The organism is Vibrio sp. KUL78, assembly GCF_059725505.1.
The window spans coordinates 3,280,645-3,306,795 of record NZ_AP045837.1 but is presented as its reverse complement, the minus strand read 5'-3'; the positions used below and the strand labels follow the sequence as shown (position 1 = coordinate 3,306,795).

Sequence of the window (26,151 nt, the reverse complement as noted above, 5' to 3'; positions counted from 1 at the left end):
AGTGAAAATTCATATTACTGGTGTCAATGGTTTTATCGGTAGTTGGTATAAGCGTTCCACCGCACATAACATCGTCGAAGTGTCTCGTCATACACTGTTTTCTAGTCACCGAGCTTCTACTGAACGCGGTGTTAATGATGATGTGCTAGTTAACTTTGCTTTTGATCCCCGTTACCAAGACAATTTCAAAATAATTGAATCTTGCTTCAATTATGCCGTCGCGAATGGTATCAGTAAGTTAGTGTTCTTAGGCTCTATCGTTGAGTATGACAGAGTCAATAACAAGACTGTTAATGAAGAGACTGCACCCTCACCATCGCGTGATATTTATACTCAAGAAAAACTGGCGGTATCCCACCTTATTGAGACTCTGGCGAGTAAAAACCCTAGAATTGATGTGGCTATTATTCAGCCTACGGTTGTATTGGGTGGCGGTAGCTGGGGGCAGTTTATTCAACGTTGTTTAGCACACTCAAAAGTAATTTTGCCTGCTGAGAATAGAACTTGTAATTATGTTCACATTAGTTATCTGTGCGAAGCTCTTGATAAGCTGCTGCAATGTAAGAGTTTCGGCAGCCAACAGGTAAATCGATTCATCGTCACGCAAGCTCCAGAAAAAACGTGGGAACAGGTCCTATCGGACTATGGTGCGAAGTATGAACACAATGACGATTGCCCAAATCGATATCATCGCAGCGGGAAAATCAACTTTATATTTAAAGCTTGGAATGAAACGCCATTCGGTAGCATTTTCAATAAGCTAGTAAAGGTTCTATTTTCTATTCGAAAAGGGGGCGGTGGCGGTTCTGGCGGTGAACCTTCTCCTTCTTCGGACCCTATGTATGTCAACGGCTCTGCTCGTGCAGAGATGATGTTAGACTCCCGAGTCGAAACATCAAAATTATCCACACTGGTTTCTGGTGTAGATATGCCAGAGCCTCAAGCCTGTGAAAAGCAGTCAAAGCCAACGGTGATTGTTATTGGCTCAGGCATTGCGGGCAACGTACTGGCAAATAATCTAGTCGAGACACACCGCGTCATTATGTTAGATAAAGGGCCTAGAAGCGGCTTTGCCTATGATCATCAGCGTGAGGAGTCGCTTTCTTCTGTTCCTACTTATTGCTATGGCAAAGGAGGAACAAGTCATCTTTGGCATAATGGCTTGATTGCGTTTGAGCGCTCTAATATTAGCGACCCCGAAATGCTGAAGCTTCTAGCTAGAACTGAGCCTTATCTGGACAAGGCAGCAAAGGCGCTTGGTTATGATGAATCGAATGATTTAAATTCTGCAAAGCAGCAAGCACTGTCTTCCTCAGAGTTACCGGATTTAGATGCAATATATTATCCCAATCATCGACGAGTTATTAAGCTTGATAGTCGTGTCGAGTTTTATGGCCTTGTGCGCAATCTTGAATCTATTCAATCGGATAGCGGACCTATTGAGCGCATCAAATTTGATTCAGAGGGCACGACGTTCGAGCTAGAGGCAGATCGTGTAGTCATCACTGCTGGCGGGCTAGGTACTAACGGAGTGATTGACTCGCTCAAGCTGCCTGTGAAAACGTCTACAAGTTTTATCGATCACCCGATGGGTTTTATTGGGAAGATTAAAGTTAAGCCGGAATATAGAGACGCTTTCGCAAGGCTATGTACCGCTCCTTTGAAGCACGGATACTTTAAATCGGGCTTTACGACCAAGGTAGGCGAGCATAGCGCCATCTTCTATGTCGGTTCTGCATTTTCAATGAAAAATGAGCTCTCTCTCTATCGCTACAAGTCTAAACTGGGTGCATCGTCAGGGCTCAATCGGATTAAACAAATGTTCAGTTTGAAGATGTTTGATCCAGATGTGGTGGCTGTGATCCTTAATCACCTCTTTGGTTGGCAGTTAAGTAAATCAACCTATACGTTGATGGCTGTTTTTGAGCAAAGAGAGTCAACCAATGTTGTTAATGACAAAGAAGCAAGTCTGCTTATCTCTGAGGATGAACTCGATGTGTTTAGGCAGCATTTAGCTCAAGTTGTAGAAAAGCTGACTCCGTATACCGAGTCTGTAAACGTGGAGAGAAAGCTAACAGCCCCATGGCTTTGGTCGGCAGCTCATTTCTCGGGTAGTTTACGAGAACATCTCTCTTCATTGGACGAAGCGCTTTCGCTGCCAAATATTGGAAATGTTCATATTTGTTCGCCTTCTGTATTTAGTGAGCATAGCTACACAAATACAGGTGTAGAAATCGCCGCGCTGTCACTTTACCTTGCAGATGAAATTAAGAATGAGTTGTAACGATAGTAAGCATCGAAATGATAGAGGGGATGGTTTTTCGGTGCTGATGTCCTTGTATCATAAAGAGTCTCCTCACTACTTGGATGAATGTTTCGAAAGCCTCTTCAATCAGACACTGCCCGCTACGGAAATTGTCTTGGTTATTGATGGTCCGATTGGCGATGCTCTTGAGGAGGTTGTAACTAAGTGGAAGAATGAGCTTCCGCTTAATGTGTACCCACTGAAAGAAAACGTAGGCCTTGGGCGCGCGCTTAATTACGGTTTAGAGCAATGCCAATATGACATCGTTGCGCGTATGGATACGGATGATTTGTGTGTCTCCACTCGATTTGCCCAGCAAGTGTCGATTATGAAGGCGCAGCCAGAGCTTGCTATTTTAGGCTCTGCGATAAGAGAGGTTGAAGCTGAGTCATTGGAGACCATTAGTCACCGTCGAGTTCCTCTCTCAATGTCACATATTCGCTCAACAGTGCCAAAGAAGAACCCCTTTAACCATATGACTGTGATTTACAGTAAACGTGTAATCCAAAGTGTTGGGGGCTACAAGCACCTACCTTTTATGGAGGACTGGTACCTATGGTCTAGAGTTATTGCGAATGGTTATAATGGTATGAATGTTGACGACTGTTTGGTAGATGCTCGTACTGGGCGAGAAATGATTCTACGTCGAGCTGGGTGGATATATATAAAAAGTGAATGGGAAATGACGGTAAACAAAGTGAAACTTGGTCTTGTCGGTTGGATTCCAGCACTGCTTATCTTTATTCAGCGTGCGACACCTAGAGTTATGCCAAAATCAATTTTGTCATTTATCTATCGTTTTAGTCGGAGGTAGAGTGAAAGTTTTACTAACAGGAGCGACGGGCTTTATCGGTCGTGAACTTGTTGCTCAGGAGAAGTTGGACTTTCGCTATGTCGTGCGTTCACCTCAGTCGAGTATGCAAGATGCCGTTGTTGCGAATTTGAGCTCAGAAACAAACTGGTTACCAAATCTGAAGGGGTGTGAGGCCATCATCCATTTAGCGGGATTGGCGCACAATAAAGCCAGTGATATAAACGAGTTTTACGAGGTCAACAGAGACGGAACGATTAAACTCGCCCGTGATGCTGCTCTTGCTGGGGTTAAGCGTTTTGTTTTTGTTAGTTCTATCGGGGTTAATGGTGTCGCTACGACAGGTGTTCCACTGAATCCAAACTCTAAGTGCAATCCGCACAACGATTATGCTCGTTCAAAGTATGAAGCTGAGCAAGCTCTGTTTGAGATAGCAAAGGAAACGGGTCTAGAAGTGGTTATTGTCAGGCCAACGTTAGTCTATGGCGCTGAGGCTCCGGGTAATTTTAATTTGTTAAAGTCTTTAGTGGCAAAATTCCCAATTTTACCGTTTGGCTGTGCAACAAATAAGCGCGACTTTATTTCGGTGTATAACCTTGCTGACTTATTAGCGTTCTGTACCACTAATGAAAAAGTTGCGAACCAGATAATTTTGGCGGCTGAGAGTGAAACGGTATCAACACGTCAATTTACAGATGCAATCGCTAAAGGGCTGAACAAGAAAGTGCTGCAACTGCCTATTCCAGTGTCGTTATTTCGTTTGTTAGGGAAGCTAACCGGTAAGTCTGCAACGATAGAGCAGCTTTTTGGTGATATGCAGGTTGATGCCTCGTCTTTGACATCAACTCTTGGATGGCATGCGCCGTGGTCAATGGCACAGAGTATGGCCAAACTTAATGAGATTAGAGAATGATTCGACTTTTAGACTTCTTAATTGCTTTTATTGGACTGGCTTTACTTTGGCCAGTGTTGCTTATTGTGACCATAATAGGTCTGTTTGATACGGGCTCTCCTGTTTTTATTCAGGAGCGAGTAGGCCGCAACAAAAAACCATTTAACCTCATCAAGTTTCGAACTATGTCCGTAGATACAGAGTCGGTAGCGAGCCACCTAGCCAGTCGAAGCTCAATCACTAAACTGGGGGCATTCTTAAGAAAGACTAAGTTGGATGAACTCCCTCAACTGCTTAATGTTCTCAAAGGTGATATGAGTCTCGTTGGACCACGTCCTAATCTGTTTAACCAAACAGAGCTTATCGAGGTGCGAGAACGTCTGGGGATTTATGAGGTGCTCCCTGGTGTTACTGGTTTGGCACAGATTAATCACATAGACATGTCGACACCTGAAAAACTCGCTAAGACTGACAAAGAAATGATCGACACGCTTACAGTATCGCTCTATTTCCGCTATATAATTGCTACTGCAACCGGCAAAGGTGCTGGTGATCGCGTTTCAAAATAGTCAGCGTTTTCGAATTAACAGCTCTATTGGCAAGATGAACTTGTGCGTTGCGAACCATAAAAAGAGGTAATTTGGTGCTTTCTCTCTCTCCTATCTGGGCAATGCCTCGACCACTAAAACGTGTGGTGAGCATTCTTGTAGATGCAGTATTTATTACGGCCGCTTTTTGGGGGGCGTATTACTCGAGAATGGGCTCTCTGGAGCGCTATTGGGGGCATGAGGAATATTGGTCTTTGTTGGGAATTGTCATCGTTGTGACTGTTCTAACATTTGCTTATACCGGCCTCTATCGAGCTATTCTGCGCTACCTCAGTATGAAGGCAATAGTGACCATTGGTACAGGGGCGATTATATCCTCATTAACCATTGTTTTGGTCTCCTATTACCTACAACTGCATTTACCGCGCACGGTTCCTGTTATCTACGCCACATTTATGATGACGTTATGCGGGGGCTCACGCCTTTTGGTTCGGTATTTAGTATCAAACTTGTTAAATGGAGACAGAGTACCCGTTTTGATTTACGGAGCGGGAAGTGCTGGACGTCAGCTACATAATTTGATTTCACAATCAGGAACTTACCGTGTTGTAGCATTTATCGATGACAATCGAGCCATGCATAAAACCATGATTCATGGGGTAACGGTTTATCGACGTAAATATTTGCCGAAGCTGATTCAAAAAGGCCAGGTTGAGAAAGTGTTATTGGCAATGCCTGCCGCGAGTAGAAGTGAGAGAAAGTCAGTCGTGGAGCATGTATCAGCCTTTCCTGTGGAGGTGCTGACGATTCCTAATTTGTCCGATATTGTCAGTGGTGAATTCCAGTTAGACCAACTCAAAGAAGTGGCTATCGATGATCTGCTAGGGCGCGATGCTGTAGCACCAGATCAAACCTTGCTTGAAAAAACATCAAAGATAAAACTGTCATGGTAACCGGGGCTGGTGGCTCGATTGGTTCGGAGCTTTGCCGACAGATTATTAAGTACAGCCCGAAAAGGCTTGTTTTGTTTGAGGCATCAGAATTCTCTCTATATAACATTGAGAGGGAACTAAATCAAAAGGCTGATGGAGTAGAGATAGTTCCCATCATGGGCAATGTTCAGAGCCAGCAACGACTAGTCAATACAATGACAAACTTCAGAGTTGAAACGGTTTATCATGCGGCTGCATACAAGCACGTTCCACTTGTCGAGTATAACGTCGCGGAAGGTGTCCAAAATAATGTATTTGGTACCTATAGAGCGGCAAAAGCTGCGATTGACGCCGGCGTTTCATCTTTTGTGCTTATTTCCACCGATAAAGCGGTGCGTCCTACCAATGTTATGGGAACTACAAAGCGCCTTGCTGAACTCGGATTACAGGCACTGGCGAAAGGCTATCAGCAAGAGCATAAAACACTATTTTCGATGGTACGGTTTGGTAATGTGTTGGGCTCTTCCGGCTCAGTTATTCCACTCTTTAAAGCTCAGATTGCCAAAGGCGGTCCAGTAACCGTTACACACAAAGACATCATCAGATACTTTATGACGATTCCAGAAGCGGCACAGCTCGTGATTCAGGCCGGAGCAATGGCAAAAGGCGGTGATGTGTTCGTGCTTGATATGGGAGAGCCTGTGCGTATCTCGGATTTGGCTAAGAACTTGATCCATCTATCGGGATTAGAGGTGAAAGATACCCATAACCCCGATGGCGATATTGAAATTTTATACACTGGCTTAAGACCTGGTGAGAAGTTATTTGAAGAACTTCTTATCGGAGATTCGGTTTCGAAGACGTCTCACGATCGCATTATGACCGCGAGCGAAGTGTCGATGGAGCAAGATGAGTACAATCAGTTACTTGACGATTTGTTGAGTGCGGCACAAGATTATGATCAACCTAAGTTGCGCCAACTGATGCTCGATGCTCCTACGGGATTCGTACCGACAGATGGCATTGGCGATCTGGTATGGGCACAAGCCAACGAAAACAAATCACAAACAAATTAAAAGACAGAACAATGAAAATAGCGGTTGCTGGAACAGGCTATGTAGGCCTATCAAATGCGATGTTACTGGCTCAGAATCATGAGGTAGTGGCGGTCGATATTAATGCTGAGAAAGTTGAGATGTTACGCAATGGGCAATCGCCGATTGTTGATGCTGAGATTGAGGCATTCCTTAAGCGTGACGATCTGAACTTCACGGCGACGCTAGATAAAGAGCTGGCGTACTCAGGTGCAGATTATGTGATTGTGGCGACGCCAACAGACTATGATCCGCAAACCAATTACTTCAATACGGGTTCTGTCGAGGCGGTGATTAAAGACGTCTTGGCAGTTAACAAGGATGCTGTGATCGTCATTAAATCGACAATTCCTGTGGGTTACACGTCTCGCGTTCGTGAAGAACTGGGAACAGAAAATGTCTTCTTCTCGCCAGAGTTTCTGCGTGAAGGCAGTGCGCTTTACGATAACCTGAACCCTTCTCGCATCATCATTGGTGAGCGCAGTGAGCGCGCTAAGGTGTTTGCAGACATGCTAGTCGAAGGTGCGCAGAAAGAAGAGATTGATGTGCTGTTCACTGACTCGACCGAGGCAGAGGCGGTGAAGCTGTTCTCAAACACTTATCTAGCGATGCGCGTGGCTTACTTTAACGAGTTGGACTCTTATGCTGAAGCTTTGGGTCTGGATACGCGCCAAATCATCGAAGGCGTCGCACTTGACCCACGAATTGGTGGTCACTACTGTAACCCTTCGTTTGGTTACGGCGGCTACTGTCTACCAAAAGACACTAAGCAGCTTTTGGCGAACTACCAAGAGGTACCAAACAATATTATTGGGGCTATCGTGGATGCGAACCGCACTCGTAAAGACTTTATTGCTGAGTCGATCCTAAAGCGCGAGCCGAAAGTCGTCGGTGTTTATCGTCTTATCATGAAGTCTGGCTCTGATAACTTCCGTGCATCGAGCATTCAGGGCATCATGAAGCGCCTGAAAGCGAAAGGCATCGAAGTGATTGTGTATGAGCCTGTTTTGAAAGAAGAGCACTTCTTCCATTCGCGCGTGATTCGCGATGTGGATGCGTTTAAACAGGAAGCGGATTTAATTATCTCGAACCGTATGTTACCTGAACTAGAAGACGTAGCTGAGAAGGTTTACACGCGAGACCTGTTCGGTAACGATTAATCTTTGCTGGCTTAATAGCAAAAAGAGTTAATGAAAAAATGGGAGCCCGATGGCTCCCGTTTTTTATGAATTTCAACAAGTTGTTGCTCGATGCGAGACTGAGGTTAGTTACTCTTCGACCTCATCAGACTCTTCATCGAAACTCACATCCAGAGGCTCTTGAGATAAGATGATGCCGGTATTGTCGGCATATACATAGTCTTCAGGCAGGAAGGTCACGCCACCAAAGTTAACCGGTACATCGACTTCACCAACATCAGACTGAGCGGCGCCAACAGGAATAGAGGCGAGCGCTTGGATGCCCAAGTTCATGTCTTCGAGCTCGTCTACTTCGCGTACGCAGCCGTAAACCACAATGCCTTCCCATTCGTTGTCTTCTGCAAGCTGGGCTATCTCGGCATCAATCAGCGCTTTTCTTAGCGAACCACCACCATCAATCAACAAAACGCGACCCACGCCATCTTGCTCTAGCATCTCTCGAATTACCCCGTTGTCTTCAAAACATTTTACTGAGGTAATTTGACCTGCAAACGAGGCTCTGCCGCCAAAGTTACTAAACATTGGTTCTACAACGTCTACTTGATCTAAGTAGATATCACATAGGGCTGAAGTACTGTATTCCATGGCGACTCTTCTATGCAGTTTACAAAAAGTATAAATCGAGTATATCGGGTGAATAGGTCAATGCAATGACAAGGCTCAATTAAGTGATCAGAGTTTGAGCTATAACCACTCCAGAAAACAGGATATTAGTAACCAGTGAGCACTTCACCACGATAGGCATCATAGGAGCGATTTGCGCAGGTTGCGTGGCTTGCCATACGGCTCTGCCATGCTTGAGAACGACCACAAGACTGAGCACAAATGGCAGGCTAATCCAAAGCGGTGATTGCTGAACCGACAGGTAAATAGCAAAAGCCGCAACCGCGGCCATGAGCAGAATAAAGTGATACAGCTTTGCTTTGTGCTCACCTAATCGGACAGCGACGGTGCGTTTGCCACACGCGCTGTCATTTTCGATATCACGCATGTTGTTGACGTTGAGAACTGCAACCGCCAGTAGTCCGCAGCCAATTGCCGGTAAGAACAATAGAGTATCGAGGTGTCCAGTGTGCAGGAAATAGGTACCAGAGACGCCGAGTAAGCCAAAGAAGATAAAGACGGAGATATCGCCAAGACCAACGTAGCCGTAGGGCTTGTTACCTACTGTGTAGGCTATAGCCGCAGCGATGGCTAACACGCCCAGCCCAATAAAGGCGAGGATGTTCTGCAGTGATTCAAGGGCATGCAAAACCAAAAACAGACCAGAGGCTATCGTTAGTACCACATTCAAAATAATCGCTTTTTTCATGTCTTGCTGCGTGACTTCACCGGACTGAATTGCGCGCATTGGACCGAGACGGTTTTCGTTGTCGGTGCCTTTTACCGCATCCCCATAATCGTTAGCGAGGTTGGACAAGATTTGCAGCAAGGTAGCCGTGAGTAGGGCGAGTACCGCCACGCTCCATGACATCTCTCCTTTAGAGAAGGCGAGGGCGCTACCTGTCACAATCGATACCAGCGCAAGTGGAAGCGTTTTAGGTCTGGCGGCGTCTAACCAGATTCGAAAAGATGAGTTCATGTGCGATTTTTAATTTAACAGTTTGTTTTAGTATACGGGAAAAGCAGAACAGGCTAAACACGCATGAATTATAAGGTCGTAGTATGAGATTAGTATGATATTGGGAAAGGCGTGAAGTGCGCTGAAAATCTGATCTTTGAAACTCGTTAGGATGTCGTTGTTGGCAAAGGTAAAAACAGAGATCAGAAAATGACGACGACAAAGAAGCCTTGTATGTACATCACGACCTCAAAAGGGCGTGGTGTGATTTATATTGGTGTCACCACAAACCTATCGGAGCGCATGTGGAAACACAAACATGGTGTGACGGAGGGGATGGTGAAAAAGTATCAGGTGAATCAATTGGTTCATTATGAGTGGTTCGAAACGATGGAGGAAGCAATGTCTAGAGAACAGCAAATCCGTGATTGGAACCATGCATGGAAGAATGAGCTGGTGACGAGTAATAATCCTTATTGGAAGGATTTGAGTCATGAGTTGTGGTGACGACTGTGCTACAAAAAAACGGCACCAAGTTGGGTGCCGTTTCTGTTTAAGTGTCAATTTACTCTGCTACTACAGAATAAAGCGACTCAAATCCTCATCTTCCACAAACTCACCAAGCTTAGACTTCACGTAGCCAGAATCGATCACCAGCTTAGAACCAGGCTTGTCTGTCGCTTCAAATGAAATCTCATCCATTAGGCGTTCCATAACGGTATGTAGACGTCGAGCACCGATGTTCTCGGTGGTTTCGTTAACTGTCCAAGCTGCATCTGCGATCTGCTGGATGCCGTCGGTTGTGAACTCTACGTCCACTTCTTCGGTCTTCATTAGGGCAATGTACTGCTCTGTTAGCGACGCTTTTGGCTCTGTTAGGATGCGTTTGAAGTCATCGCTGCTTAGCGCTTCTAGCTCAACGCGGATTGGTAGACGACCTTGCAGCTCAGGAATCAGATCCGATGGTTTAGCTACTTGGAATGCACCTGAGGTAATAAACAGAATGTGGTCTGTTTTTACCATGCCGTGTTTGGTAGAAACCGTGCTGCCCTCGATTAGAGGGAGTAGGTCACGCTGTACACCTTCACGAGACACATCAGGGCCAGACGCTTCGCCGCGCTTACAGATTTTGTCGATCTCATCGATAAATACGATGCCGTTGTTCTCAACGTTGTAGATCGCTTGTTCTTTCAGCTCTTCTTGGTTAACCAGCTTCGCCGCTTCTTCTTCCGTCAGCGCTTTGAATGCTTCCTTAATCTTTAGCTTACGCTTCTTCTTAGTGTCGCCACCAAGGTTTTGGAACATGCTTTGTAGCTGATTGGTCATCTCTTCCATGCCTGGAGGAGACATGATTTCCACACCCATCTGCGGAGCTGCAGTCTCGATGTCGATCTCTTTGTCGTCTAGCTTGCCTTCACGCAGTTTCTTGCGGAAGATCTGGCGTGTATTCGATGAAGACTCTTCAGGTTGTTCATTTTGACCCCAAGCGTCACGTGCTGGTGGCAGTAGGGCATCAAGGATGCGCTCTTCTGCTTGCTCTTCTGCACGGAATTTTACTTTTTCCATCGCTTGCTGGTGGGTCATCTTGATCGCTACATCGGTAAGATCGCGGATGATGGTCTCGACTTCTTTACCCACGTAACCCACTTCAGTGAATTTGGTCGCTTCTACCTTGATAAACGGAGCATTGGCAAGTTTAGCTAGGCGGCGCGCAATCTCGGTTTTACCCACACCTGTTGGACCGATCATGAGGATGTTCTTTGGTGATACTTCTACACGCAAGCTCTCTTCAAGCTGCATACGACGCCAGCGGTTACGCAGGGCGATAGCCACAGAGCGCTTTGCTTTGTCTTGGCCAATGATGTGGCGGTTTAACTCATGAACAATCTCGCGAGGAGTCATCTCAGACATAATCAATTCCTTACAAAACTTCTGACTTTAAAGCTCGTCAGTTTGAAATTCGACTCATGACCTAGTTAGTTTCAGTGTCATGCTTAAAAGCACGTCATTCCTGTGAAAACAGGAATCTACTCAAAGGCTTGGTGCTTGCTAACAATAGATCCCTGCTCATGCAGGGATGACGTACTTCGTCAGCAGCCTGAGAAATTCTATTTCTAGTCGACGTTACTTGTTGTCTGTCGCGTCGCTATCGAGTTCTTCAATCGTGTGGTGATGGTTAGTGAAGACACAAATATCACCAGCAATCTTTAGGGCTTTTTCTGCGATTTCACGTGCGTCGAGCTCTGTGTTTTCTAGTAGTGCTGTCGCAGCGGCTTGTGCAAAATTACCACCAGAGCCAATTGCAATTAGGTCATTTTCTGGCTGCACGACATCGCCGTTACCTGTGATGATAAGCGAAGCGGTTTCATCAGCAACTGCCAATAGTGCTTCTAGCTTACGAAGTGCGCGGTCGCTGCGCCAGTCTTTAGCAAGCTCAACCGCGGCTTTGGTCAGGTGACCTTGGTGCATTTGCAGTTTGCTTTCAAAGCGCTCAAATAGAGTAAACGCGTCAGCGGTACCGCCAGCGAAGCCTGCTAATACTTGGTTGTTGTAGAGTCTACGAACCTTACGGGCATTCCCTTTCATTACGGTGTTGCCAAGGGATACTTGTCCATCACCAGCGATCACGACTTTGTTATTACGGCGTACAGATACAATAGTAGTCACGACGTTTGCCTCTTATTGGTTTTAATTCGGTTATGGAATGGATATGTGGACGCGTGGAATAGAATTCAAGGGGAAGGGCTTGTGACTGACTTAAACGAAACCAGCCCCTGTAAACAGGGGCTGGTTATAGGTAATGACTTGTCTAACGGCAAAAAGGCTTATTGCGCTTCTTTCCAGATGGCACAAGGCTCGATTTTCGCACGTTGCAGTTTGTGTTTATCACGCTCGGCATCGCGTTTTAGTTTGTAAGGGCCTAGTACCACTCTAAACCAGCTGCTGCCTTCTTTTTTCGGATCTGGCTAGAGATGCCCTGGAAGGCGATATCGAGCTTACGAGCTTCGGCTTGAGCCAAGGTTTTGTAAGCGCCACACTGCATGATGTATGGGATCTTAGAGACCACTTGCTCTTTCGCTTGAACCTCTACCTCGCGCTTTGGCAGCGTTTCTACGTAGTCCCACTTCTCTTCTGGAGGCGGTGGAATCGGCTTAGCTGGTTTTGGTTTCGGCTTAGCTGGCTTTGTGACAGTAGGTTGTGGCTTTGGCGGCTCTGGGTCATTACTGAGCGTGTAAAGCCCGTAGCCAAACGCACCGGCTAAGATAATTGCCAGCAGACCACTGCGCCACGGTTTTTTACCGGAAGTCTTCTTTTTTGCAGGTCGGCGGCTGGTGCCTTTGCCCCGTCTTACATAGTCTCGGTTTGCCACTTAGATAGGTTCTGATTGAAATAACTTACTGACCTCATGGTAAATTCCACAAGGTCAAGTTGCAAGTCAGTATCGTGCCAACTACAGGATTCTTGGAGGAGCCGCACTGTCGCGGATCACAAGTTCTGTATCCAGAAGACGAGAGCCTGCTCTTACATCGGCACCTTTTAGCACTTCGAGCATCATGTACATGGCTTGTCGTCCAATCTCATAGCGAGGCTGTGAGACTGTCGTCAACGGTGGATCGCAGTACTGAGCAAATTGGATATCATCGAAGCCGACGACAGAGAGATCTTGAGGCACACGCAGTCCTAATTTTTTCGCTTCTTGCATGGCACCAATCGCCATCACATCATTGTGACAGAATATTGCGGTTGGTGGCTCTGGCAGTGCCAAGAGGGTGCGAACAAGTCTAGCGCCAGCTTCAAAGGTGAAATCACCCTTCACGGTGTACGCGGGATTCATTGGCAAACCGGCACGGCGCAGCGCTTGCTGGTAGCCTTGTTGTCTAAAGCGGCATAAGAATGCCGAGTCTGGACCGGCAATCTGAGCGATGCGCTTATGCCCAAGATTGGATAGATAGTTCACCGCTTCAAACGCTGAGGTCAGGTTATCAATGTGAACGGTTGGCAGCTCAAGCTCAGGCGCAAATTCACAGGCCATGACAATTGGTGGCAGGTTCTTTTGCTCTGGCTTACTGATGTCGAAAGGAAGATCCGTTCCTAACAGCAACATACCATCAGCTTGTTTGGTGAATACGAGGTTCACAAACGAGGTTTCACGTTTTTTCGACTGACCGCTGTCCCCCAGTAATACGAGATAGCCATGCTCCATAGCGGCATCTTCAATACCACGAATGATCTCGGAGAAATATGGGTCACAGATGTCAGGTACAATCGTCACAATGGTTTTAGATTCATTTCTGCGAAGATTGCGTGCGAGTGAATTTGGAGAATAGCCAGCTTCTAAAACCGCATCTTCCACTCGCTTACGAGTAGACGATGAGACTTTTTCTGGGTTCATCAGAGCTCTTGATACCGTAGCCGTAGAGACGCCTGCAAGCTGGGCAACATCCTTCATTGTCGCCATAAACGTTTGTCCTCTTTTAAATGTCTAGACCTATCGAATAACTATTATTATTTAGTGCTATGTTTCGCGATGGGTTATTGCTGTGTTAAATGTTTAATTTATCTAATAAATAGATTTTCAAAATCCGTTTTTATAATCATGAACTATTACTAAATATTATTCATTTCTCGAATGAAAGTTACGGTCTGATTAACAGATTTTGCAATACAATTGTGAAGCATATCACAACTCGCAGTGGTTATCGTTTTGTTATTAATCAAATTTTACTGATTAACTTAAATCTTGTGGCTCGATATCCAACGACCAGCGCACCTTTTTCGCGAGCGGTAATTGCGCGATAACGGGCTTGGCTGCGGTGATGATTTTTTGCATCTGTGGTCTTGAGGGCACTTGAAGCATGAGTTGCCAGCGCGCTTTTCCTGCGCGTTTTGCTATCGGTGCAGGGGTTGGACCTAACACCATACAAGCATTATCAAACAGCGGATGAGCTTCTAAAGAGTAGCGAACCTGACGCAAGAAGGTCTCGACGTCATTGCTGTTATTGGCCTCGGCGCGAACCAGGGTCAAGAAGCTAAAGGGAGGTAACTGCGCCAGTTTACGCTCTTCAATCACGGTCTCGGCAAAATGGCGATAGTCTTTATGGAGCAGGCTTTGAAGCAGTGGGTGCTCTGGGTGGTGAGTTTGCAGCAGCACTTCACCGGGCTTGCTTGCGCGTCCCGCACGTCCTGCAACCTGTATAAACAGCTGTGCTAAACGCTCTGAAGCGCGAAAATCGCTGCTATAAAGAGAGCCGTCTACGTCAAGCAGCGCGACTAGTGTGACATTGGGGAAGTGGTGCCCTTTGGCCAGCATCTGGGTACCAATTAAGATCTGGTACTCATTGTTCTTGATGGCATTGAGCGCTGCTTCTAGGCTGCCTTTGCGTCTGGTGCTGTCTCGGTCAATACGAATGGTATTGTATTCAGGGAATAGGCTTTCTAGCTGAGCTTCAAGCTGCTCTGTCCCGACGCCCACGGTAACCAACTGATGTGAGCCACAACCTTCACACTGATGAACGATAGGGCGCTGTGAGCCACAATGGTGGCAGCGGATCTCGTTACTCGACTGGTGATAGGTGTAATAAGCATCACAACGGTGACATTCTGCTGTCCAGCCACATTCGTGGCACATGAGGGCAGGACTAAATCCACGGCGGTTGAGGAACAACATCACCTGGTTGCCTGCTTCTAAATGGCGGCGCAGCTCAGCAATCAGTGGCGCTGATAGTCCAGCTTCCAGAAACTGACCTTTGACGTCAATGACTTTATTGGTCGTCGGTACCGCAAGTCCCGCTCGTTGGCTGAGTATTAAATGATGATACTTGCCTGCCAGCGCATTTTGCAGTGTTTCGATAGACGGCGTGGCAGAGCCAAGAATAATCGGGATCTGCTCTTTATTCGCACGCATCACCGCGACGTCACGGGCATGGTAACGCAGGCTGTCTTGCTGCTTATATGACGTGTCGTGCTCTTCGTCGACAATAATAATGCCGAGGTCGGCAAATGGCGTAAGTAGCGCCGAGCGCGTTCCGATAACAATACCCGCCACTTTGTCTCGTGCGCTTAGCCACGCGTTGAGCCGCTCAGTATCATTAAGACCTGAGTGGATAACCTCAGTGGGCACATTAAAGCGTTTACGAAAGCGATTAATGGTTTGCGGAGTAAGGCCGATCTCCGGCACCAACACCAAAGCTTGTTGTCCGCGCTCCAGTATAGGCTTAATCATCTGCAGGTAGACTTCGGTCTTGCCTGAGCCCGTGACGCCTTCAAGCAGGTAGCAGCCAAACTCAGTCTGACTGTTGACCGACGCTATCGCCACGGCCTGTTCGGCATTCAAGCGAAGATCGACAGGATCGTTGCAGATCGCCTCTGGCCATTGAGTTTGCTGGGTTTGTCTCTCTATCGACGTGATCCAGCCTTTTTCTGTCAGTGTCTTGAGAACGCTAGTGCTGACGTCACTGTCGATAAATAGCTGATGCGAACACGGACCAGATTCCAACATATGCATGACTTTGGCTTGCTTCACCGCTCGCCCAAAGCCGGACATTAATTGATTCTTGCCAGCTTCTGTGATCTGCCACTCCACGGTTGCGGCAAATTCAGCTGGCTTGCCTTTTCTAAGAGCTGCGGGTAGCGCGTTACTCAAGGTGTCGCCGAGTGGATGCTGGTAATAAAGGCTGCACCATGAGATAAGGTCAAAAAGAGGCTTAGACCAAACTGGTGCGGTATCTAACGCCGCTTTTATCGGCTTGAGTTTGTCTATCGGAAACTCAGACTCATGACTAAACTGCATCACAATACCGACGAGCGTTTTTGGTCCAAATGGTACAGACACGCGCCCGCCAACCACAGGAAAAAGGTGGGCAGGGACGAGGTAGTCAAACTGTTTATCAAGTGGGACTGGAAGAGCCACTCGAGCGACATTTGGGCGCATAGTTAGGTCGATATTGATAAAGAAGACGTCTATTCTAACGGTATGGGTCGCCTTGTATAGACTGGATAATCAATTTATCGGCTAAGGCTCACCGAAGGTGGCGAAAAAAGTCGCAATTTTAGTTGATTCCCTTGGCACTATTCATTACTATACTGCGCCTTGATGGCATGGCTTCTTGCTTTCATATTGAAATGCAAAGCGATGGTATCATCTATTTATTAACTACGTGTGGTGTCCGGCTTAGAATCGGATGGCGACACGGCCTAAATTATTGAGGTTTCCCATGAAAGCTGGTATCCACCCAGAATACAAAGCTGTAACAGCAACTTGCTCTTGCGGCAACACATTCGAATTCAACTCTACTCTAGGTAAAGATTCTATCCACCTAGACGTATGTGACAAGTGCCACCCATTCTACACTGGTAAGCAGCGTATCGTTGATACTGGCGGCCGTGTTGATCGCTTCAACAAGCGTTTCGGTGCTCTATCTAGCAAGAAGTAATTATTACTTTTGCAGATTAAAAAAGGACGCTTCGGCGTCCTTTTTGCTTTTTAGCTGTTTGTTTATCTGTCAACATCCGCTTGCATAACGTGCTACCTATCTCTACTTTTTTCTTCGCTTCATCCCTTCCATCCATTCAAAAGCCTAATAAACTCGCGTAGTATTAGTCCGTCAGAGTAATGAACATCAGAGATACCTCCTCTCCGTTCAAATGTACCCACTCTGTGTGTGTAACCCTTTAGAAGCAACGCGAATAAAAATAAACGGGCTTATACCCAAGTAACCTCAAGATTCAGGTTCAGCGAGATTTGCTTGGTTTGCAGCCAAGGCGGTGGTTTGAAAGCATAGTGGTTCTATGATGAAAACCGCCAACGCAGGCTGCGGACCAAGCAAACTCGCCCGAAGGGAGCCCTAGAGAGCGCTTATCTCAGCGTCAAATAGCCTTGAAATGGACTACCATTTCTGCGGTTATTTTCCTTGATATAAGCACTCTCTAGGGCTCTGAATCCTGAGTCTTGAGGTCACTTGGGTATATACTCATAACTACATCACTTAAGTAACTAATCAGTCTTATAAAAGCAGGATAGCTAACCATGTCCGATGACCATCAAATTGACGAATTTCGCCAGCAAGCGCTTGATTACCATGCCAACCCTGTACCTGGAAAAATCGAAGTAGCATTAACTAAACCCGCCAACTCAGCCGCCGATCTCGCACTGGCCTACAGCCCTGGTGTGGCAGAGCCTGTGCGTGAAATCGCGCAAAATGCCGAGAATGTTTATAAATACACTGCGAAAGGCAATATGGTCGCAGTGATCTCTAACGGTACCGCCATCCTAGGTCTCGGTAACCTAGGTCCAATGGCGTCTAAGCCAGTTATGGAAGGTAAAGCGCTACTGTTTAAACGCTTCGCGGGTCTAGATTCCATTGACATTGAGGTAAAACACCGCACTATCGATGAGTTCGTAGATACTGTTGCGAACATCTCAGACACCTTTGGTGGTATCAACCTAGAAGATATTAAAGCGCCAGACTGTTTTGAGATTGAACGACGCCTTATCGAGCGCTGTGATGTGCCGGTATTCCACGATGACCAACACGGTACAGCGATTGTTACTGCAGCAGGTATGCTCAACGCTATCGAGCTTCAGGGCAAAGATCTGAAAGAAACCACTATTGTCTGTCTAGGTGCAGGCGCAGCGGCGATCGCTTGTATGGAGCTGTTGATCAAATGCGGTGCGATGCGTGAGAAGATCTATATGCTGGATCGTAAAGGTGTGATCCACACTCGTCGTGACGATCTTAACGAATACAAAGAGCTGTTTGCCAACAACACAGATAAGCGCACGCTAGAAGATGTGATCGAAGGCGCGGACCTATTCCTAGGTGTATCAGGTCCTGATCTGTTGCCACCAGAAGCGCTTAAGCTAATGGCGGACAAGCCAATCGTGTTTGCGTGTTCAAACCCAGATCCAGAAATCAAACCTGAGCTTGCTCATCAGGTTCGTGATGACCTAATTATGGGTACAGGCCGTTCAGACTACCCGAACCAGGTAAACAACGTGCTGTGTTTCCCGTTTATCTTCCGTGGTGCTCTTGATGTGCGTGCGAGTGAGATTAATGATGAGATGAAACTAGCAGCGGTAGAAGCGATTCGTGAGCTAGCGAAAGAGCCAGTACCACAAGACGTACTCAATGCCGCAGGTGTTGAGGCGCTGACCTTTGGTAAGGACTACATCATTCCAAAGCCAATGGACCCGCGTTTGCTTCCTCGTGTGGCTAAAGCGGTAGCGAAAGCTGCGGTTGAATCTGGCGTGGCTCGTATTGAGTTACCCGATAGCTATATGGCTTAAGGTTGTGGCACAAGCCAAACGCATTTAACGAGAAGAGGGTCTAGATGACCCTCTTTCTTATTGAATGGTGCAATGGTTGTTGCTTATGTGACCGGATTAAAGTGTTACCTATGTGACCATTAGTACATTTTGACTGTGGTGACTCTAAAACGCGCGTCATTCCTGCGTAGGCAGGAATCTTCTTGAGGCTTGGTGCGCGCTTGTAGTAGGCCCCTGCCTGCGCAGGCGCGCGGCTAGTAGGGTGACGATAAATTTGACCGTGATGACTCTATAGCGTGCGTCATTCCTGCGCAGGCAGGAATCTTCTTGAGGCTTGGTGCGCGCTTGTAGTAGACCCTTGCCTGCGCAGGCGCGCGGCTAGTAGGGTGACGATAAATTTGACCGTGATGACTCTATAGCGTGCGTCATTCCTGTGCAGGCAGGAATCTTCTTGAGGCTTGGTACGCGCTTTGAGTAGACCCTTCTTACGCAGGCGCGGCTAGTGGGATGACGATAAATTTAACCGTGATGACTTTAAAGCGCGCGTCATTCCTGCGCAGGCAGGAATCTTCTTGAGGCTTGGTGCGCGCTTTGAGTAGACCCTGCCTACGCAGGCGCGCGGCTAGTGGGGTGACGATAAATTTAACCGTGATGACTCTAAAGCGCGCGTCATTCCTGCGCAGGCAGGAATCTTCTTGAGGCTTGGTATGCGCTTTGAGTAGACCCTGCTTACGCAGGCGCGGCTAGTGGGGTGACGATAAATTTAACCGTGATGACTTTAAAGCGCGCGTCATTCCTGCGCAGGCAGGAATCTTCCTGAGGCTTGGTACGCGCTTTGAGTAGACCCTGCTTACGCAGGCGCGGCTAGTGGGGTGACGATAAATTTAACCGTGATGACTCTAAAGCGCGCGTCATTCCTGCGCAGGCGCGCGGCTAGTGGGGTGACTAAATTTGATCGTGATGCCTCTAAAGCGCGCGTCATTCCTGCGCAGGCAGGAATCTTCTTGAGGCTTGGTATGCGCTTTGAGTAGACCCCTGCCTACGCAGGGGTGACGATAATTTTAGGGAGACGGTATCTATAGAACTGTGTTGCTACGCTCATTGAACAGAAGCTAGCGGAGGAAGTTCTTATGAACTTGAAGATATGATCTTAGAAATAGAATGCTACCTACTCTTCATCAAACGCTTCAAACTCAATCCCCATCGCCGTCATCAGCTCTTTCGCTTCTGTTGGGATATCATCAGGACGGTCTTTTCTTAAATCTTCGTCGGTCGGAAGCGGCTGGCCAGTGTAGGCGTGCAGGAAAGCTTCGCACAATAGTTCACTGTTGGTTGCATGGCGTAGGTTATTGATTTGGCGACGAGTACGCTCATCGGTCAATACCTTTAGCACCTTCAGCGGGATAGACACTGTGATTTTTTTTACCTGCTCGCTTTTCTTACCGTGCTCCGCATATGGGCTAATGTATTCACCATTCCAATCTGCCATTACACACCTTCGCTCTGTTAATCATAAATAGTAGTAATAAGAATGCTGCAATTTTAGCGGGATTTACTGCCATAAGCAAAGACATATAGACGTCTAGAAGTGTTGACGTCTCACATTTTGGAAAGTAAAGTGGGGCAACGAATGTGGATATTTATTTTAATGCAATGTTAATTCTTTAACGTTTGTGGCGTTTGCCGGTTCCCATATTACCGGTAAAAGTAGACACTGTGGTTACACCAACTAGCCATGCGATCTGAGAAAGGAAGTTTCTATGAGCAATCGGAAGCCAGCGACAATAGCCGTACGTACTGGTATCGAATCGGATACCCAGCATCACGCTGTGGTGCCACCTATTTATCTCTCTACTAACTATGGTTTCCCTGCCTTTGGGGAAGTGCCGACTTACGATTACACCCGCTCAGGAAACCCAAACCGAGGTTTGTTAGAAACTGCTTTGTATGAGCTGGAATCTGGTAAAGGCGCGGTAGTGACTAACTGTGGTACCTCTGCACTCAATCTTTGGGTTTCTGCTTTCTTAGGTCCAGAAGACACGATTATTGCTCCCCATGACTGTTATGGTGGCACGTACCGCTTGTTCAACACGCGTGCGCAAAAAGGTGACTTCAAGGTTAACTTTGTCGACCAAAGTGACGAGCAAGCCTTTGATGCTGCGCTTGAGCAAAAACCAAAACTTATCTTGCTTGAAACGCCGTCTAACCCACTTGTGCGTGTTGTCGATATTGCGGCCGTGTGTGAAAAAGCGAAAAAGGTCGGTGCGCTGGTAGCAGTAGACAACACCTTTTTGACACCTGTGTACCAAAAGCCTCTCGAGCTTGGTGCAGACTTTGTGATTCACTCAACGACCAAGTATATCAACGGTCACTCTGACGTGATTGGCGGTGTGGTGATCACCAAAACCGAAGAGCACGCAGAAGAGCTCGCATGGTGGGGCAACTGCATCGGTGCGACGGGTACGCCTTTTGATAGCTACATGACTTTGCGTGGTATTCGCACGCTTGGCGCACGTATGCGTGTCCATGAAGAGAGCTCGCAACAGATCCTAGATTTTCTTAAGCCGCAACCATTGGTAAAAGTGATTTATCACCCAAGTCTGCCTGAGCACCCTGGTCATGAGATTGCTAAGAAGCAGCAGTCTGGTTTTGGCTCTATGTTGAGCTTTGAGTTCGCGGGTAGCTTTGAGCAGCTTAAGTACTTTGTTGGTGAGCTAGAGCTATTCTCGCTCGCAGAGTCTCTTGGTGGCGTCGAAAGTCTGATTTGTCACCCAGCGTCTATGACGCACCGTGCGATGGGCGAAGAAGCATTAGCCGAAGCGGGCGTTTCTCAGCAGCTCCTTCGCCTCTCTGTTGGTCTAGAAGACGCGCAAGATCTGATTGATGACCTTGCCCAAGCGTTTGAGAAAGCATCTGCATTTAAAGGATAAGCCGGCATGAGTCAAAGCAGTACCCTGAATAACAGACACGGTAAGCAGTTGCACAAATTCGGCGGCAGCAGCTTAGCAGACCCTGAATGTTATCGCCGAGTGGTCTCTATCTTAAAAGACTACTCTAATGAAGAAGACCTTATCGTGGTCTCGGCGGCGGGTAAAACCACTAACCGTCTCATCGAATTTCTAGATGCGCTTAATAAAGATGGGCGCATTGCGCACGAGCACCTACAGGCGCTTCGTCAGTTTCAGATTGAGCTGGTGGAGTCACTACTAACCGGTGAAGAAGCCGAAGGTCTGGTCTCTCAGTTACACGACGAATTTAGCACGCTTGGTGAGCTTAGCTATCCGCTCACAGACGCTGAGCGCGCATCGGTATTAGGACACGGCGAGGTGTGGTCTTCACGCCTATTGGCTGCGCTGCTTAGACAGAGCGATTTGCCTGCAGTCGCACAGGACGCAAGAGCCTTCCTTCGCGCTGAGTTCGGCACTCAGCCAGAGGTAGACCGCGCTAAATCCTACCCGCTGATCAAAGAAGTATTGGCACAGCATGCGCATCACCGTGTGGTGATCACTGGTTTCATGGCGCAAAGTGAATGCGGCGAAACCGTGCTGCTGGGTCGTAATGGCTCTGACTATTCTGCTACTGTGATTGGCGCATTGGCGGAAGTGTCATGCGTGACGATATGGAGTGACGTTGCAGGTGTATACAGCGCGGATCCACGCGTGGTGAGTGATGCATGTCTATTGCCTTTGCTACGTTTAGATGAAGCCAGCGAACTGGCGCGTCTTGCAGCACCTGTATTGCACAGTCGTACGCTTCAGCCTGTTGCTCAAAGTGCGATGGACTTGAATCTACGCTGCAGCTATCAGCCTGAGTCCGGGTCAACACGCATTGAGCGTGTGCTTGCATCAGGGCGCGGCGCAAAAATCATCACGTCACTCGATGAAGTTTTGCTTATTGAACTGGCATTTGGTGCGGGTCACGACTTTGAGCGTGCGCAGACTGAAGTGCTCAATAGTCTTAAGCGTGCACAATTGGCACCGTTAGCGTTTGAAGCGCAGGCGGACCAATCTCGACTTCGCCTTGCTTATACCGCGGAAATTGCCTCTGGCGCGCTTACTGAGCTGCAAGACCTGGCTATTGAAGCTGAGATTAAGCTCAAAGAAGGCTATTCCATGCTGGCCGCAGTAGGCGCTGGCGTGACTAAAAATGCCAACCACTGCTTTGGCTTCTATCAGCAACTTAAACATGCGCCAGTTGAGTTTATTTCAGAAGCTGAGTCTCAATTGAGTCTTGCTGCTGTGCTACGTAAATCAGATATTCAACCTCTCGTGAAATCGGTCCATACTCAGCTGTTTCAAGCGCAAAAGCGTGTTGCGGTTGCGCTGTGCGGTAAGGGCAATATTGGCTCAAGCTGGCTATCTCTATTTAAAGAGCAGAAAAGCGAGCTGGAGAAACGTCGTGGTATGAGTTTCAACTTAGTCGCAGTTATCGATAGCCAGACCTATTGGTTTGATGAAGATGGCATCGACGAGCAGCAGGTGCTCACGCGCTATGAAGATGAAGCGATTGAATACCAAGGTGACATCTGGCTACAACGCCTAGCGGCACTTCAAGGCTATGATGAAGGCGTGGTGTTAGACGTGACAGCGAGTGCGGCACTGGCGGAAAGATACGTCAGCATCGCAGAGCATGGTCTCCACCTCATCTCAGCGAACAAGGTTGCGGGCTCTGCTCCAAGTAATGACTATCACGCTGTGCAAGATGCGTTTTCGAAAACCGGTCGTCACTGGCTCTACAATGCCACTGTGGGCGCAGGGTTACCAATAAACCATACCGTTCGCGACCTGCGTGAAAGTGGTGATGACATCGTTGCGCTTTCAGGGATATTCTCTGGCACTTTATCGTGGTTGTTCCAGCAGTTTGACGGCTCTGTACCTTTTGCTGAGCTTGTCGACCTAGCGTGGCAGCAGGGCTTAACTGAACCAGATCCGCGCTCAGACCTCGATGGCTCTGATGTGATGCGCAAGCTGGTCATCCTGGCTCGTGAGTCAGGACTCGATATCGATCCTGACGCCGTCGAGGTGGAGTCTTTGGTGCCTGAAGAGCTTGCTGAGCTATCACTCGAGGGCTTCTTTGAAAAAGCCACGCTGCTTAGCGAGATCTTGCAAGAGCGTTTAGAGAAGGCTCAACGTGAAGACAAAGTGCTGCGTTATGTTGCTCGTTTAGATCGACAAGGTAAGGCTCGTGTAGGGATTGAAGCGCTATCGAAAGAGCATGCGCTGGCAAACCTTTTACCTTGCGACAATATCTTTGCGATTGAGAGTAAGTGGTACAAAGATAATCCGTTGGTGATCCGTGGCCCTGGTGCCGGTCGTGAAGTGACGGCTGGGGCGATTCAGTCGGATTTGAATTTGATGTCGAGCTTTTTTTGATTGAGAGCTTTAAGAGCAAAAGCAAAAGCAAAAGCAAAAGAAAGATCAAGAGCTATACCCCCTCTAGCTCCCCCTATATTAGGGGGAGAATGACGGGCTCGCTCCTATCGTCGCGTAGCCTATAGCGAAATCATAGGCGATGCGTAGCTAGCCGTTGTTCCTCCCCTTACAAGCGGGGCGCGTAGCCGGGAGGCTAGGAGGGGTAAAGCGCCAGCGCTGCGAAACTTCCAGCGCTTATCTATCTAAACTATTCCCCCGCTAAACCACTCCCACCCCCATCTTCAATTTCCCTAACTCTCCACATGAAAAAAATTCATAATCCCTCTATTGACTTTAAAACCCATTCATTTCATTCTGTAGACATATAGACGTCTAAACGTCAAAAATTAAAAAATCATCATTTAAAGACAGACAGGTTTTAATCTGAGATTGGATGGGATAACCAATCTTGGTGATTAGGGAGAGGACCATGGGATACACACACGCAGGCCACATTGATGCTTTGAACCAGAATATTGCTGAGCTATCGGACAATATTAATGTTTCATTCGAGTTCTTTCCGCCGAGCACGCCGACAATGGAAGAGACGCTGTGGAAATCGGTTCATCGCCTAAAAACACTCAAGCCTAAGTTTGTCTCAGTGACTTACGGTGCTAACTCTGGTGAGCGTGACCGTACGCACTCTATCATCAAAGAAATTAAATCAGAGACAGGCCTTGTGGCAGCGCCGCACCTAACGTGTATTGACGCGTCACGCGATGAGCTTATCGATATCGCTGAAGACTACTGGGCGAATGGCATTAAGAACATCGTTGCCCTGCGTGGTGATATTCCTGAAGGCGGTGGTCAGCCAGACATGTATGCATCTGACCTAGTTGAACTGCTAAAATCTCGCCACGACTTTGATATTTCGGTTGCCGCGTTCCCTGAGGTTCACCCAGAAGCGAAGAGTGCACAAGCGGATCTTCTTAACCTAAAGCGTAAAGTGGATGCGGGTGCGAATCGTGCGATCACTCAGTTCTTCTTTGATGTAGAGAGCTACTTGCGCTTTCGTGACCGCTGTGTGGCGGCTGGCATCGATGTAGAGATTGTTCCGGGTATTTTGCCTGTGACCAACTTTAAGCAAGCGTCACGCTTTGCCGCAATGAACAAGGTGAAAGTACCAGGTTGGATGCAAAAACAGTTTGAAGGTCTCGATGATGACCTAATGACTCGCCAATTGGTGGGCGCGAGCCAAGCAATCGACATGGTGCGTGTGCTTAGCCGTGAAGGTGTGAAAGATTTCCACTTCTATACCCTAAACCGCGCAGAAATGACTTACGCACTGTGTCACACACTTGGCGTTCGCCCTGAAGCATAACCGAGAGTTTCAGTCCCAAACAAAAAACGCCAGTCTTTGCAGACTGGCGTTTTGCTATGCGTTGAATCAGTGGTTGATTACGCGAGTGCTTCTAGCTCAGCAAGCGCTTCTTCTGCCCAGTCTAACCATGCTTGACGTGCAAGTAGGTTGCGACGAAGAGTTAGACGCTCAAGGCGTGCGTGCTTCTCTAGCGTGCTTGGTGTTGCGTAGTAGGCCGCTTCAATCTCACGGTAGTGTGCAACCAGCTTTTTAGACTCTTCGATAAGCTCTTCGAGCTGGATGCGGAACGCCGCTGAAGGCTGAACTGCACAAGCCGCTAGCTTCGCTGAGAACTCATCACGAACGGTTGGGTGTACGGTTGGTTGCTCAAACCACTCGCCAAGCGCCCCGCGGCCAGCGTCAGTGATTGAGTAAACCTTACGGTCTGGTTTGCCTTCTTGAGGCTCAAGTTTACAGGTAACGAGGGCTTTATCAGCCATCTTGTTTAGCTCACGGTAAACCTGCTGGTGGCTTGCCTTCCAGAAGTAACCGATGCTAGCAGAAAATTCCTTAGTAATGTCGTAGCCAGTCGCGTCACGAGTGCTTAGGACAGTAAGGATAACGTGTGGTAGTGACATGTCTTAAATCCAAATGGTCAAAATCTTAGTAATAGTTATATTGTTCTTATAAGTGCGTTTGCGGTTAAACGTGTGAGCACCGAGCAAGCGCCCTGGAATCTGCCGTGATTCCGGGAAACTCGCGCGAAGCGCTACTTGTCTCGCAAAGAGCTATGCGTGTTACAAAGAGCTGTGCATCTAACAAAGCACTGTGTA

General features: G+C 47.6%; 19 protein-coding genes and 2 pseudogenes. 12 read left to right on the top strand and 9 right to left on the bottom strand.

All coding sequences use genetic code 11. From position 1 onward, the window contains the following. Position 1 precedes the first annotated feature (1 nt). From AC6I8Y_RS15355 to AC6I8Y_RS15330, 6 genes and pseudogenes are all read left to right on the top strand, one after another. Positions 2 to 2,284, top strand: coding sequence for an NAD-dependent epimerase/dehydratase family protein (locus AC6I8Y_RS15355; RefSeq protein ID WP_498020462.1), 2,283 nt, complete (start codon positions 2 to 4; stop codon positions 2,282 to 2,284). Continuing rightward, on the top strand, positions 2,274 to 3,119 hold the full coding sequence (locus AC6I8Y_RS15350; protein ID WP_498020461.1) for a glycosyltransferase: 846 nt from the start codon (positions 2,274 to 2,276) through the stop codon (positions 3,117 to 3,119). Before AC6I8Y_RS15355 ends, AC6I8Y_RS15350 begins: the two co-directional genes overlap by 11 nt. Position 3,120: 1 nt before the next feature. Continuing rightward, positions 3,121 to 4,029, top strand: a complete 909-nt coding sequence (locus AC6I8Y_RS15345; protein ID WP_498020460.1) for an NAD-dependent epimerase/dehydratase family protein — start codon at positions 3,121 to 3,123, stop codon at positions 4,027 to 4,029. After that, on the top strand, positions 4,026 to 4,577 hold the full coding sequence (locus AC6I8Y_RS15340) for a sugar transferase (RefSeq protein ID WP_498020459.1): 552 nt from the start codon (positions 4,026 to 4,028) through the stop codon (positions 4,575 to 4,577). Before AC6I8Y_RS15345 ends, AC6I8Y_RS15340 begins: the two co-directional genes overlap by 4 nt. 74 nt (positions 4,578 to 4,651) lie before the next feature. Next, a pseudogene (locus tag AC6I8Y_RS15335) lies at positions 4,652 to 6,564 on the top strand (polysaccharide biosynthesis protein). An 11-nt stretch (positions 6,565 to 6,575) separates the two neighbouring features. Beyond that, entirely contained in the window at positions 6,576 to 7,742 is a 1,167-nt protein-coding gene (locus tag AC6I8Y_RS15330) for a nucleotide sugar dehydrogenase (protein WP_498020458.1), read from the top strand. A gap of 108 nt (positions 7,743 to 7,850) precedes the next feature. Here AC6I8Y_RS15330 and rraA read toward each other — a convergent pair whose 3' ends face one another. Together rraA and AC6I8Y_RS15320 are read right to left on the bottom strand one after the other, a co-directional pair. Beyond that, positions 7,851 to 8,366, bottom strand: a complete 516-nt coding sequence (gene rraA, locus AC6I8Y_RS15325; RefSeq protein ID WP_234495051.1) for a ribonuclease E activity regulator RraA — start codon at positions 8,364 to 8,366, stop codon at positions 7,851 to 7,853. 79 nt (positions 8,367 to 8,445) lie between these two features. Further along, the gene (locus AC6I8Y_RS15320; protein WP_498020457.1) at positions 8,446 to 9,363 is read right to left on the bottom strand and encodes a 1,4-dihydroxy-2-naphthoate polyprenyltransferase; all 918 of its coding nucleotides are present in this window, start codon (positions 9,361 to 9,363) and stop codon (positions 8,446 to 8,448) included. A gap of 189 nt (positions 9,364 to 9,552) precedes the next feature. Between AC6I8Y_RS15320 and AC6I8Y_RS15315 the strand changes: the two genes are divergently transcribed. Further along, positions 9,553 to 9,849 (top strand): GIY-YIG nuclease family protein, encoded by a 297-nt coding sequence (locus AC6I8Y_RS15315; RefSeq protein WP_498020456.1) that lies wholly within the window; start codon positions 9,553 to 9,555, stop codon positions 9,847 to 9,849. A 69-nt stretch (positions 9,850 to 9,918) separates the two neighbouring features. Here AC6I8Y_RS15315 and hslU read toward each other — a convergent pair whose 3' ends face one another. The 5 genes and pseudogenes from hslU to priA form a co-directional block, all read right to left on the bottom strand. Continuing rightward, entirely contained in the window at positions 9,919 to 11,253 is a 1,335-nt protein-coding gene (gene hslU, locus AC6I8Y_RS15310; RefSeq protein ID WP_234495054.1) for an ATP-dependent protease ATPase subunit HslU, read from the bottom strand. Positions 11,254 to 11,466: 213 nt separating this feature from the next. Next, positions 11,467 to 12,009: an ATP-dependent protease subunit HslV gene (gene hslV, locus AC6I8Y_RS15305; protein ID WP_234495055.1), complete on the bottom strand. Its 543-nt coding sequence runs from the start codon at positions 12,007 to 12,009 to the stop codon at positions 11,467 to 11,469. 158 nt (positions 12,010 to 12,167) lie between these two features. Continuing rightward, a pseudogene (locus AC6I8Y_RS15300) lies at positions 12,168 to 12,712 on the bottom strand (SPOR domain-containing protein). Between the two features lie 81 nt (positions 12,713 to 12,793). Beyond that, the gene (gene cytR / locus AC6I8Y_RS15295) at positions 12,794 to 13,801 is read right to left on the bottom strand and encodes a DNA-binding transcriptional regulator CytR (RefSeq protein WP_234495057.1); all 1,008 of its coding nucleotides are present in this window, start codon (positions 13,799 to 13,801) and stop codon (positions 12,794 to 12,796) included. A gap of 270 nt (positions 13,802 to 14,071) precedes the next feature. Then, positions 14,072 to 16,273, bottom strand: coding sequence for a primosomal protein N' (priA, locus tag AC6I8Y_RS15290; protein ID WP_498020455.1), 2,202 nt, complete (start codon positions 16,271 to 16,273; stop codon positions 14,072 to 14,074). A 283-nt stretch (positions 16,274 to 16,556) separates the two neighbouring features. On the opposite strand from priA, the gene rpmE reads away from it, so the two are divergent. After that, positions 16,557 to 16,775, top strand: coding sequence for a 50S ribosomal protein L31 (rpmE, locus tag AC6I8Y_RS15285; protein ID WP_006071169.1), 219 nt, complete (start codon positions 16,557 to 16,559; stop codon positions 16,773 to 16,775). A gap of 593 nt (positions 16,776 to 17,368) precedes the next feature. Then, positions 17,369 to 18,628 carry a malic enzyme-like NAD(P)-binding protein gene (locus AC6I8Y_RS15280; protein ID WP_042477146.1) on the top strand — a complete coding sequence of 420 codons (1,260 nt, stop codon included), beginning with the start codon at positions 17,369 to 17,371 and terminating at the stop codon, positions 18,626 to 18,628. Positions 18,629 to 19,775: 1,147 nt separating this feature from the next. On the opposite strand, the gene metJ is transcribed toward AC6I8Y_RS15280, so the two are convergent. Next, entirely contained in the window at positions 19,776 to 20,096 is a 321-nt protein-coding gene (metJ, locus tag AC6I8Y_RS15275) for a met regulon transcriptional regulator MetJ (RefSeq protein WP_006071165.1), read from the bottom strand. 271 nt (positions 20,097 to 20,367) lie between these two features. Here metJ and AC6I8Y_RS15270 point away from each other — a divergent pair, with 271 nt between their 5' ends. The 3 genes from AC6I8Y_RS15270 (at position 20,368) to metF (ending at position 25,339) form a co-directional block, all read left to right on the top strand. Beyond that, complete coding sequence (locus AC6I8Y_RS15270) at positions 20,368 to 21,537, top strand: O-succinylhomoserine (thiol)-lyase (RefSeq protein WP_042477149.1); 1,170 nt, start codon at positions 20,368 to 20,370, stop codon at positions 21,535 to 21,537. Positions 21,538 to 21,543: 6 nt separating this feature from the next. Beyond that, the gene (locus AC6I8Y_RS15265) at positions 21,544 to 23,979 is read left to right on the top strand and encodes a bifunctional aspartate kinase/homoserine dehydrogenase II (RefSeq protein WP_498020454.1); all 2,436 of its coding nucleotides are present in this window, start codon (positions 21,544 to 21,546) and stop codon (positions 23,977 to 23,979) included. A gap of 469 nt (positions 23,980 to 24,448) precedes the next feature. After that, positions 24,449 to 25,339 (top strand): methylenetetrahydrofolate reductase, encoded by an 891-nt coding sequence (metF, locus tag AC6I8Y_RS15260; RefSeq protein WP_042477154.1) that lies wholly within the window; start codon positions 24,449 to 24,451, stop codon positions 25,337 to 25,339. Positions 25,340 to 25,416: 77 nt separating this feature from the next. On the opposite strand, the gene AC6I8Y_RS15255 is transcribed toward metF, so the two are convergent. After that, entirely contained in the window at positions 25,417 to 25,956 is a 540-nt protein-coding gene (locus AC6I8Y_RS15255; RefSeq protein ID WP_042477158.1) for a PadR family transcriptional regulator, read from the bottom strand. Between the last annotated feature and the right edge of the window lie 195 nt (positions 25,957 to 26,151).